At 35.4% G+C, this 12,087-nt stretch carries 11 protein-coding genes; 9 read left to right on the top strand and 2 right to left on the bottom strand.

Features of this window, described 5'->3' with window-relative positions; all coding sequences use genetic code 11:
• The 6 genes from ABXQ82_RS14985 (at position 1) to ABXQ82_RS15010 (ending at position 6,801) form a co-directional block, all read left to right on the top strand.
• Positions 1-1,482 (top strand): DUF389 domain-containing protein, encoded by a 1,482-nt coding sequence (locus ABXQ82_RS14985; protein ID WP_367061471.1) that lies wholly within the window; start codon positions 1-3, stop codon positions 1,480-1,482.
• A gap of 84 nt (positions 1,483-1,566) precedes the next feature.
• A complete protein-coding gene (locus tag ABXQ82_RS14990) occupies positions 1,567-3,978 on the top strand; it encodes a glycoside hydrolase family 88 protein (protein ID WP_367061473.1) in 2,412 nt (803 codons plus the stop codon).
• A gap of 117 nt (positions 3,979-4,095) precedes the next feature.
• On the top strand, positions 4,096-4,470 hold the full coding sequence (locus ABXQ82_RS14995; RefSeq protein ID WP_367061475.1) for a thioredoxin fold domain-containing protein: 375 nt from the start codon (positions 4,096-4,098) through the stop codon (positions 4,468-4,470).
• Positions 4,467-5,399 carry an FAD:protein FMN transferase gene (locus ABXQ82_RS15000; RefSeq protein ID WP_367061477.1) on the top strand — a complete coding sequence of 311 codons (933 nt, stop codon included), beginning with the start codon at positions 4,467-4,469 and terminating at the stop codon, positions 5,397-5,399. The genes ABXQ82_RS14995 and ABXQ82_RS15000 overlap by 4 nt, the downstream gene beginning before the upstream one ends.
• Entirely contained in the window at positions 5,380-5,589 is a 210-nt protein-coding gene (locus tag ABXQ82_RS15005; RefSeq protein WP_367061479.1) for a DUF4266 domain-containing protein, read from the top strand. Before ABXQ82_RS15000 ends, ABXQ82_RS15005 begins: the two co-directional genes overlap by 20 nt.
• Positions 5,590-5,598: 9 nt before the next feature.
• Positions 5,599-6,801: a DUF3570 domain-containing protein gene (locus ABXQ82_RS15010; protein WP_367061481.1), complete on the top strand. Its 1,203-nt coding sequence runs from the start codon at positions 5,599-5,601 to the stop codon at positions 6,799-6,801.
• Positions 6,802-6,815: 14 nt separating this feature from the next.
• Here ABXQ82_RS15010 and ABXQ82_RS15015 read toward each other — a convergent pair whose 3' ends face one another.
• Both ABXQ82_RS15015 and ABXQ82_RS15020 read right to left on the bottom strand, forming a co-directional pair.
• On the bottom strand, positions 6,816-7,583 hold the full coding sequence (locus ABXQ82_RS15015; protein ID WP_367061483.1) for an ATP-binding cassette domain-containing protein: 768 nt from the start codon (positions 7,581-7,583) through the stop codon (positions 6,816-6,818).
• Positions 7,583-8,320: an ABC transporter permease gene (locus ABXQ82_RS15020; RefSeq protein WP_367061485.1), complete on the bottom strand. Its 738-nt coding sequence runs from the start codon at positions 8,318-8,320 to the stop codon at positions 7,583-7,585. The genes ABXQ82_RS15015 and ABXQ82_RS15020 overlap by 1 nt, the downstream gene beginning before the upstream one ends.
• Positions 8,321-8,447: 127 nt before the next feature.
• Here ABXQ82_RS15020 and pafA point away from each other — a divergent pair, with 127 nt between their 5' ends.
• The 3 genes from pafA (at position 8,448) to ABXQ82_RS15035 (ending at position 11,522) form a co-directional block, all read left to right on the top strand.
• The gene (gene pafA, locus ABXQ82_RS15025) at positions 8,448-10,070 is read left to right on the top strand and encodes an alkaline phosphatase PafA (protein ID WP_367061487.1); all 1,623 of its coding nucleotides are present in this window, start codon (positions 8,448-8,450) and stop codon (positions 10,068-10,070) included.
• Positions 10,070-10,876: a DNA/RNA non-specific endonuclease gene (locus ABXQ82_RS15030; protein ID WP_367061489.1), complete on the top strand. Its 807-nt coding sequence runs from the start codon at positions 10,070-10,072 to the stop codon at positions 10,874-10,876. Before pafA ends, ABXQ82_RS15030 begins: the two co-directional genes overlap by 1 nt.
• Before the next feature lie 82 nt (positions 10,877-10,958).
• Positions 10,959-11,522, top strand: coding sequence for a transposase (locus ABXQ82_RS15035; protein ID WP_367061491.1), 564 nt, complete (start codon positions 10,959-10,961; stop codon positions 11,520-11,522).
• The last annotated feature ends 565 nt before the right edge of the window (positions 11,523-12,087 follow it).

The following is a 12,087-nucleotide window of genomic DNA, read 5'->3' on the forward strand; positions in this document are numbered from 1 at the left end:
ATGAGTAAAGAAAGTAAGTTTAATTTCTCGGAAGAAGAGGCTAAGGCCGAAACTTTAAAAAAGGAGCAAAACGTTGAGCAATCTAAAGAAGATATTAAAAAAGATGCAAAAGGACTTTTTGCAAGTGTCAAGAAATTTTTAAAAGAGCTTTTAGATTTTAGAGATGATACCGATAGAGATGCTACCATTCTAGCTATAAAAGGGGATATACCATTTAAAGGCGCTACAGCTTGGATATTAGTGTGTTCTATATTTGTCGCTTCTATTGGTTTAAACGCTAACTCTACAGCAGTTGTTATTGGTGCCATGTTAATTTCGCCTTTAATGGGACCTATTCTTGGAGTGGGTTTATCCATAGCTATCAATGATATTGATACGCTAAAAAAATCCCTGATAAACTTAGCAACTATGATTGTTCTAAGTTTAATGACTGCCTTTTTGTTTTTTAAATTTTTCCCTACTGCCGATATTATGACCACAGAACTTTTTGGTCGTACAAAACCAGATGTTAGAGATGTGCTAATTGCATTTTTTGGTGGTGCAGCGTTAATTATTGCGCGTACAAAAAAAGGAACAATAGCTTCAGTAATCTTTGGTGTGGCGATTGCTACAGCTTTAATGCCGCCTTTGTGTACAGCTGGATACGGTCTGGCACATAATTGGGATTATTTTATTGGTGCCATGTATTTATTTACCATAAATACCATTTTTATTGCCTTGGCAACATTTTTAGTGTTAAAGATTTTGCGTTTTCCAATGCTTAAATATGCCAATTCCAAAAAAAGGAAAAGAATAGCGCAATTGGCATCTGTAATCGCAATTTTGGTTATGGCACCTGCAATATGGACGTTTATTAATTTTATTACGCAAAGCGGATTAGAGAGTGACTATAATAATTTTATGAAAACTGAAGTGGAATCTAATGAGGAGCTATGGTTGCAAAAAGGGACTCCCGATTGGAAGGAAAAAAGAATTAGTCTTTATTTTAATGGCGAAATACCAGAAGCGACCATTGCAGATTTAAATAATGAAATAAAGAATTATGAAAAAATTAAAGACTTTAAATTAGACATAAAAGGAAATAAAAATAGAAGTTTCGATAAAATTTCTGATGCATATGATAGGGCAATAAGGGACTTAGATAAAAAGGATAATATTATTGACGGACTTCAAAACCAAATCGAGGAATTGCAATCTAATATTACAAGCTTAAATGCGCAAATAGAATCTAAAGGCAACAAAAATGCTATACCTTTTTCCAGCTTATCACGAGAAGCTAAGGTAAGGTTTAAGGATTTGGAGTATTTAGGGTATTCTAAAATGTTAGAGTCAAAAGATTTTATAAATATTGATACGGTTTCTGTTCTACGTTTAAAATGGAATAAAGATGTTCCAGATAGCATTCAAATTAAGAAAGAAGAAGAATTAAAATCTTGGTTGGGTAAAGAGCTTAAACAGAATAATATTTTAATTTTGAAGTAAACCTGATGCTAAACCCGTAAAAAACCTGTTTTAATCGCTGGTGCAAATCGTGGTTTATGCCGTGGTAAATCAAATTCAATTTAAATGAAAAACATCTTATTCTATTTTAGTATTACAGTCCTTTGTTTTAACTGTAAAGAACAGGAACAAGTAACCACCATTCCTACTTCTGACGAAGTGATTAAGCTTACCGAAAAAGTAGCCAACTGGCAAATAGAGACTTTTGAAGAACAGGGAAGATACCGGGCATTACCTTCACCTGAAAATAGAAAAAAATGGAACAATCGCAATAAACACCATGAATTAGATTGGACAAATGGCGCACTTTATGCTGGAATGTTTCAATTGAGTGAGGTGTCACGCTATCCCAAATATGTCAATTGGCTCATTGAGCTCGGGGATAGAAACAATTGGCAACTTCATAAACGGATGTACCACGCCGATGACCATACTGTGGGTCAGTTTTATTTGAATTTACATCAAAACAATCGACTAAAACATATCGCCTCTATCAAACCTACAAAAGCACGTTTTGATTCCATTATAAATAGCGACAAAGGAAAAGAATACCAATGGGATTGGTGTGATGCTTTGTTTATGGCGCCACCAGTTTGGGCTAAATTAGCCAAGGTTACAAAAGATAGCACCTATTTAGAGTATATGGATACCCAATACCATATGACTTATGACGAATTATGGGACAACGAAGCGCAACTGTTTTACCGCGATAATTCTTATTTTGATAAAAAAGAAACCAACGGAGAAAAGATATTTTGGTCTCGTGGTAATGGATGGGTATTTGGTGGATTGGCATTGTTAATTCCAGATCTACCGAAGGACTGGGAAGGACGGGCTTTTTATGAAAACACCTTTAAGCAAATTGCCCAAACCCTAAAAAGAACACAGCGAGAAGATGGTACATGGTCTGCTGGATTATTGGGAGATGTAAAAGATTATCCAAATGTAGAAACTAGCGGTACTTCCTTTTTTACCTTCGGTATTGTATGGGGAATCAATAACGGTTTGTTAGACAAAAAAACCTATGAACCTATTTTGCTTAAAGCATGGAGTGCACTCGAAAAATGTGTCAATGAAGAGGGTATGTTGGGTTATGTGCAACCTATTGGTGCTGAGCCGGGAGAAAGTTTTAAAGATTATACGGAAGTATATGGTACTGGTGCATTTTTAGCAGCCGGTTCAGAACTCTATAAGTATATTAAAAGGTTTTATCCAATTGATAAAACGACGGATCACATCACATTTATGGAAGATGGTGGATGGTGCTGGTACCAAGATCCGAGAGCAATAATTAGTAATGAAAAACTCATTATAGCTGGATTAAGCGGTCAAAGTGGCGATGTACGGTTAGGTGTTTTCGATTTAAAATCGGAACAACAGGATAGTACACTCGTGCTGCATAAAAACCTTCAGGTAGATGACCATGATGTACCTGCTTTATATAAAAGACCTGACGGAAGTGTGCTTGCAATGTGGGCAAAACATGCCAATGAAAAAGTGCATTATTATACTATTTCTGATTCAAATAATTATCTAAAATGGGATAATCCCAAAAAGTTTCAGCATGAATACGATTCTAAAAAAGGAGTAACCTATATGAACTTGTATTATGTTGAAAACGAAGGGAAACTATACAATTTTTTTAGAGATGGCTTAAATTTTAACCCCACATTTATGACGTCTTCAGATCACGGCGAAACTTGGGGAAACAGAACACATTTTATATCCAACGATGTTGAAGGTTTCCAACGTCCATATGTCAGATATTTACAAGTTGATGAAAATACTATTGGCGTGTCTTATACGGATGCGCATCCTCGTGCTTTTGGTAATAATCTATATTATGTTGAATACACTAATAATGCATTTTACAATGTTGACGGTACTAAAATTAAAACTTTAGACGAAGGCCCTTTGCGTTCTTCGGAAGCTGAAAAATTGTATAGTGGTAGCGATACTAAGGAGAAGCCTATCATAAACGAAAGTGTGCCAAATAGTGCATGGACCTGTGCTACGGCAAAGGATGAAAATAACAATCCGCATATTGGTTACACGCTTTATTTAGATGATAGTGACCATCGCTATAGAGTCACATCATGGGATGGGGAAAAATGGAACGACCGAGAAATTGCTTATGCAGGCAAATATTTATACAAAGCAGAAAGTAGTTATACAGGGCTTTTTGCTTTCGATCCAGAAGATCCTACTAATGTTTATATTTCCACAGACGTCAATCCTTCAACAGGGGAAGATTTAGGAGAAAATCATGAGATTTACAGCGCAAAAATTAGAGCAAATGATGATATTTCAACGATCACATGGAAACCAATTACTGAAAATTCGGCGCATAGAAATATAAGACCGATCGTTGTTGCAAACGGAGGTTATAAGGTGTTGCTGTGGCTCTATGGCCCTTGGCATCACTATGAAGATTACGATTCAAACGTTATTGGTGTCATTTTAGAAAAACCAGAATAAAAGGAGTATGTTCAATAGCGTTTAAAAAATTAGTTTTAATTTTATAATCTAAACCAACCAATACATTTTTAACCCATTAAAAAAGTACTAACCATATCCGTACTCGTTTTTATTTGGATGACTATCAGCAGCCATTCAAAAGAAACCAAACCCCATGATTATAGACTAGTGGTTTTTGAAGGGTCCGATTGGTGTGTCAATTGCCGAAGACTTGAAAAAAACATACTTTCTGACACGTCGTTTACTGCTTTTTTAAGTGCGAATAAAATTGGGCTTACTAGGGTTGACTTTCCTCAACGAAAAAAACAGGATATCCAAGTCAAAAGAAACAACGAAATTTTGACTGAACGCTATAAATTTGATGGGCGGTTTCCAACCTTGATCCTTTCCCGAACCGATACCTTGTTTTATAAACGCATTTATTATCAAAAAACTCTCGATTGTAAAACAATGCGAGAGGTTATTTTAACCAATTTAAAAACACTTCAATGAAAGCGTTTGTCCGTCAAGAAAAACTTATGGGGACAGCTTTTAGTTTGGGAGTGCTGGCTCAAGATAAAAAAAAGGCCAACCAATGGTTACAAATGGGGGTTGATGAAATTAAAAGGATCGAAAATTTACTTTCAGAATATCAACCGACTTCGATAACCTCAAAAATCAACCAAAATGCTGGCGTAAAACCTGTTGGGATTGATACAGAAACCATGGCTTTAATTGAACGGAGCATCGCGATATCAAAACTGACAAAGGGCGATTTTGATATTACGGTAGGGGCCTTAAAAGCCCTTTTCAATTTTAAGAACACCGATTTTGAAATGCCTTCAAATAAACGAATACAAGAAGCGTTGAAACATGTAGGCTATCAAAACATTGTATTGGATAAACAAAATTTGAGTATTGCGTTCACATCACCAAGAATCAAAATAAGTTTTAATGCCATAGGAAAGGGGTATGCTTCAGATATGGTAAAAAAATTGTGGCAAAATAATGGCGTTACTTCGGGTTATATTAATGCCAGCGGAGATTTAACTGCTTTTGGAAAAAAAGTAGATGGCTCTCATTGGAACATAGGAATTGCCAACCCCGATTTAAAAGATGAAGCGTTATTACACCTTCCGTTAGTAAATGCCTCGGTAGCAACCTCTGGCGATTATGAGCAGCATTTTATTTGGAAAGGTAAACGCTATTCGCATAACATCAACCCGCAAACGGGGATGCCGTTAACCGGCATAAAAAGTGTTACGGTTGTATCGCCAAGTGCTGAACTCTCCGATGCATTGGCAACTGCGGTATATGTAAAAGGGGTAGCAAAAGGATTGGAGTTTGTAAACCAGTTGCCAAAAACGTATTGTGTGATTATTAATGCTGAAAATAAATTGTTTTTTTCTGAAAAACTGAAGTATGAAAAAATTACTGTATAGTGTATTATTTCTTGCCGTAATTTCATCGTGTAAGGCAGTCAAGCCTTACGAGCGGCAATATGTAAGCGACCCCGAGATGCAAATGGAAAATGATACGGGAAAAAACTTTAATCATTATGTGCAGTCTATTCGAGAAGGCGCAACTCCTGTTGGAGGTACAAAAGGAAGCGGGGGATGCGGCTGTAACTAAAACTGAAAGATGAACAAGAAACTATTGATGGTCGGGAGTCTTGCATTTATTCAGTTGATGGCAAGGGCACAGGCCAAAGAGAATGCGGTAAAAGAACGCGTCAGCAAAACCGAGATAGAAATGGTGTATAACCATTATCTTCAGGATGGTGATAACTCGGCGGTTACGGGAGGTGTTGGCACAGAGAGACTTACCGTTTACGGCCCTTCCTTTACCCTTAAAAGAACATGGCAGAAGCATGCATTATCTTTTAATATTGGTGCCGATGTGATATCTTCCGCATCAACTGATAATATCGATGCGATTATGTCCTCTGCCTCAAGATTAGATACCAGAACTTATGGCTTCACCACGTATGAGCGGACTTTGGAAAAATCCAAAATGTCCATTTACGGAGGTATAGGGTTTTCCATTGAAAGTGATTATTTTTCTTTTGGTAGCAAGATTGGCTTGGTAAAAGAAGATACTGAAAGGTTGGCAACATACTCCGCCCAATTTCAAATGTTTATTGATGATTTGCGATGGGGCAGATTGGATGACGACCATAATGGCCCAGAAAAATTAATATATCCTTCGGAACTTCGATTTAAAGAGTGGTATGATGTAAGCAAACGCAACTCCTTTAATCTTAAATTGGGGTATTCAAAAATTATCAATAAAAAAACTATTCTTGGTGTTTATCCTGAATTGACCTACCAAGAAGGGTTATTGGAAACGCCTTTTCATCGCGTCTATTTTTCAGATGGTATGTTAGGCGTTGAACAACTTCCAAATGAACGTTGGAAAGGCGCATTGGCGTTAAAACTGAACAGTTTTGTATTGGGGAACCTGATATTAAAAAACGGCTTACAAGGATATGCCGATAATTTTGGGATTTTGGGTTTTTCAATGGAAAATGAAACGGTAATTAAGCTGAAACCAGAATTACAATTGCTGCCAAATTTTCGGTTTTACACTCAAAAAGCGTCCAAATATTTTGATGAATTTATGCAGCATGATAGTGCCGATGCATTTTTTACTTCGGATTTTGATTTATCGAATTTTCAAACTTATAATGCGGGACTTGGGCTTAAAGTAATTCCCCATAACAACATAAAAAGAAAATCGATACTTAACACTATGGTATTTCGGTATAATTTTATGTACCGTTCAAATGGATTGAGGGCTCATATCATTTCAATAAGTTTTCAAACTGAAAAAAATAAGGGGTAGTGATTTTTTAATGCTTACCCATTTTCTTCCAAGTACATTTTACGTACTTTTTTAAATAAGTTTGAAGAATATACGAAATCGGTAACAGCTTCATTATCAGTCCTAAAAATTGTTTGATTGGAGCCTTCCCAAGCTTTTAGTCCGTTTTTCAGGAACACTATTTTTTCGCCGATTTCCATAACTGAATTCATGTCATGGGAATTTATAACGGTAGTGATTTGGTACTCATCAGTAATTTCCTGAATTAAATTATCGATAACTATGGCGGTTTTTGGGTCTAAACCAGAATTTGGTTCATCACAAAATAAATATTTAGGGTTGTTTACAATGGCACGTGCAATAGCCACACGTTTTTGCATACCACCAGACGCTTCACTTGGCATTTTATTGTGGGCATCATCCAAATTAACACGTTTTAAAACAAAGTCCACACGGTCTTCCATTTCGCTTTTGCTTTGCTTGGTAAACATTTGAAGCGGAAACATGACGTTTTGTGCAATGGTCATAGAATCAAATAAAGCACTACCTTGAAATACCATGCCAATATCTGCTCTAATATTACGTTTTTCATCTTCTGAAAGTTTAGAAAATATTTTTCCATCATAAGAGATACTGCCTTCTTCATAATCGAACAAGCCTAATAAACATTTTAAAAAAACTGTTTTTCCAGAACCACTTTGCCCAATGATGAGGTTTGTTTTTCCTTTTTCAAAAGATGTACTGATGCCTTTCAAAATTTCTACATCTCCAAATGATTTATGTAAATTATTAACTTCAATCATTAGCTTAATAACATTTGGGTTAGGAAATAGTTTAAAATTATAATCACAACACTAGTCCATACAAAAGATGTTGTGCTGGCCTTACCAACTTCTAAAGCACCACCTTTCATATAATAACCGTGATAAGATGGGACCGTAGCCAAAATAAAGGCAAACACAACAGTTTTAATAAAGGCATATACCACATGGAAGGTTTCAAAATCGGTTTGAATCCCAACGATGTAGTCTTCCAGAGTACTAAATCCGCCATAAACGCATGCTGCCATTCCACCTAAAATACCTAAAAACATGGCAATAGAAATAATAAATGGATAAAGGAGCATGGATATAAATTTAGGAAACACCAAATAATTAAGGGAGTTAATACCCATAACTTCCAATGCATCAATCTGTTCTGTAACGCGCATAGTGCCTATACTTGATGTGATAAAGGACCCTACTTTTCCTGCCATGATAATTGACATAAAAGTCGGAGCAAATTCCAGAACAATAGATTGTCTCGTTGCAAAACCAACCAAATATTTTGGGATCAATGGATTGTCGATATTCAATGCTGTTTGAATTGTAACAACACCACCTACAAAAAATGATATAAAAGCAACAATACCAAGAGAACCAATAATTAAATCGTCTATATCCTTAAGCATTAGTTGTTTCATGACGACCCATTTAGTGGGCTTCCGAAACATCTCAACAATCATTAAAAAATAGACGCCTATATTGTGTAGATATGTCATATAAGAATTTGTAAGTGCTAAAGTAAAAAAAGATATGCTTAAATTAGCATCACAGGTATTTAACTTTAATTTTAAATTAATGATACTTTAATATGTGTATTTTTGAATACATTCAATTTATATCAAAATGAAACGTTTTATATTCATATTCTTTATATTTTCAATAACAGCATCAGTTTTGGGTCAAAACGAAAAACCAAAACTTGTGGTTGGTATCGTTGTCGATCAAATGCGTTATGATTATTTAACCCGTTTTAACAACAAATTCTGCGAAAACGGTTTTAAACGCATGATGCGCGAAGGTTTCAATTGCAAAAACAATCATTTTAATTATGTGCCTACTTATACAGGGCCTGGACATACTTCTATTTACACAGGTACTACACCTAAATATCATGGTGTAATTAGCAATAATTGGTACGATAAAGAAAAAAAAAAAATGGTGTATTGTGCTGGAGACGATTCGGTTACATCTGTCGGAACAAATGCATCGGCTGGCCAAATGTCTCCACACCGCATGTTAACAACCACGTTTTCTGATGAAAATAGATTGTTCACGCAAATGCGAGGAAAAACTATCGGTATCTCCATAAAAGATAGAGGTGCAATTTTACCTGCTGGACATACTGCAAACGCTGCATATTGGTTTCATGGAGAAGATGAGGGCGTTTGGATTTCCAGTACCTTTTATATGAATACATTACCAAAATGGGTAAACAATTTCAATGATTCCAAAACTGCAGAATCGTATTTAAAAGATTGGAATACATTATATGATATTGAAACCTACACGGAAAGTGGCACGGATTTAAATAATTTTGAAGGTGGTTTTAAAGGCAAAGAAACGGCTACCTTTCCATATGAACTCGCAAAATTGAAAACTAAAAATGGGGGATTCAGCATTCTAAAAGTAACACCTTACGGAAATAGTTTAATTGCAGATTTTGCTTTGGCGGCTATTGACGGCGAAGCATTAGGTCAGGATGATATTACTGATGTTTTAACTGTGAGTTTTTCTTGTACCGATTATGTAGGCCATAATTTTGGGGTAAATTCCAAAGAAATTGAAGATACTTATATTCGATTGGATAAAGATTTAGAGCGTTTTTTTAACGCTTTAGATAAAAAAGTAGGCAAGGGAGAATATGTTGCGTTTTTAACCGCAGATCATGGAGCGATTGATGTGCCTGCATATTTGCAATCTGTTAGGATCAATTCGGGATATGTCGATAACGATGCGCGAAAAAAAGTATTTCAAAAGTTTTTAATGGAGACATTCGGAACTAATGACATTGTTGAGAACATAAGCAACAATCAAATTTTCTTAAACAAAGAAAAAATCAAGGAACTGGATTTGGATTTAGACGATGTACAGGAAGCCATAGTTAATGAGCAAATGACATACAAACACATTTCAAAAGCATACACAGCAACAGCTATGGGGTCGGTTGACTTTATTGAGGGTATCGAAGCATTGTTGCAAAAAGGATACAATCAAAAACGTTCTGGAGATGTTATTTTAGTAGATGATCCTGCCTATATTAATTATGGGAAAACAGGTTCTACGCATGGAAGTGGTCTAAATTATGACACACATGTACCGTTATTGATTTTTGGAAAAGGCATTAAACACGGTCATACATTTAAGAAAACCGAAATCACAGATATTGCACCTACAATTTCGGCGCTTTTAGGCATTAGTTTTCCAAATTTTGCTATTGGGCAGCCTTTAGATTTTGTTCTTGAATAATGAACAAACGCATTTTTTATTCAATCGTTGCTCTAGTAATTGTTCTTGGAGTTTATGGGTATGAACATTTTTTAGTTGAAGAAGAAAAAACTGAAATCGTTTTAGATGGTAAAACAACTAAAAATGATACTAACGAATATTTTTTACCCACAAGTACCACAGGGCAGATTGTGCATCACGAAGGCTATTCATTATCCTATAGCGAAAAACATGAGCAAGCAGAATGGGTAGCTTATGAATTAAAGAAATCCCATCTTTCGAACATACATCACAAACGTCCATATTTTGAAATAGACAAAGCTGTAAAAACTGGAGCTGCAAGTTGGAGAAACTACAAGAATTCGGGTTATGATCGTGGCCATTTTTGTCCTGCGGGAGACAGACGTTATAGTAAATCTGCCCACGACGAAACGTTTTTAACCAGTAATATCAGTCCGCAAGAACATCAATTCAATGCTGGGATTTGGAATACTTTAGAACAAAAAGTACGCTATTGGGCGCACAAATATGATGGTGTTTTTGTGGTAACTGGTGGTGTTCTTAAAGGCACTATGAAAACGATTGGTAATGAACATGTAGCGGTGCCAAATCAGTTTTATAAAGTGTTGATTGATAACAATACTGGAAAGACGAAAATGATTGGGTTTTTAATGCCACATCAAGATTCTAAAAAACCGTTGTATGAATTTGTGGTTTCAGTAGATGATATTGAAGCATTAACTGGGATCGATTTTTTTCCTGAATTGGAGGATGGTTTAGAAAATGAGTTGGAGGCTTCTAACAGTTATAAAGAGTGGGGGTATTAATTAAAGAAACTAAAGACCCTTTAGGTTAGATACTGGAACAAGTTCAGCACAAGAAACCTGAAGGGTCTCAAAACAAATAGTTATGTTAATAGAAAAAATTGAACAAGGACACTATTATCACATTTATAATCGTGGAAATAACGGTCAGAATATTTTTTTGGAAGATTTAAACTATAATTATTTTCTACAATTAATCATAAAATATCTAGTACCAGATTTCCAGATTTTTAGCTATTGCTTATTACCCAATCACTTCCATATACTATTGAGAGTAAAAGAAGAATGTAAATTACCATCTCAACAATTTTCGAATTTATTCAATGCATATACCAAAGCGATGAACAAAAAATACAATCGTACAGGTAGCTTACTTGAAAAACCTTTTAAACGAATAAATATTTCAAACGAAGAATATTTAAAAACGCTTGTTTTGTACATTCATCTAAATCCCGAAAAGCATGAAATTTCTAAGGATTTTAGCATTTATAAATATTCATCATACCAATCTATTATTTCCCAAGGAAAAACCAATATTCCAAGAGAAGAAGTGATTGATTGGTTCGGGGATTTATTGAACTTCAAGGAAGCCCATAAGCAGAAAAAGAAATTGCTGAACATTGAAAACGCAAAACTATTTTTGGAGTAAGTGCTTTCCTGTAACACGTTAAAGACCCTTCAGGTTTTCAAAACCTGAAGGGTCTCAAAAGAAGTTTTAATATCGGGTTTAGATGATGTTGAAGTGTTGACATGGATTGAATTTTTCTGGATTGGATGATGGTTTAGAAAATAAGGTTGAGACTTCTAGTAGTTGTAAGGGATCAATCTGCATGACATCCCCATATTAAACCGCTATTCCAAGAGAAGAAGTGATTGATTGGTTCGGGGATTTATTGGGACTTCAAGGAAACCCACAAGCAGAAAAAGAAATTGCTGGACATTGAAAGCGCCAAACTATTTTTGGAGTGAATCTTATTCAGGTTTTTAGTGAAGCTCAATGGGGTGCACTAAAGACCCTTCAGGTTTTCAAAACCTGAAGGGTCTCAAAAGAAGTTTTAATATCGGGTTTAGATGATGTTGAAGTGTTGACATGGATTGAATTTTTCTGGATTAGATGATGGTTTAGAAAATAAGGTTGAGACTTCTAGTAGTTGTAAGGGATCAATCTGCATGACATCCCCATATTAAACCGCTATTCCAAGAGAAGAAGTGAT

It is taken from the genome of Algibacter sp. 2305UL17-15 (genome assembly GCF_040720935.1).
Taxonomy (GTDB): Bacteria; Bacteroidota; Bacteroidia; order Flavobacteriales; family Flavobacteriaceae; genus Jejuia.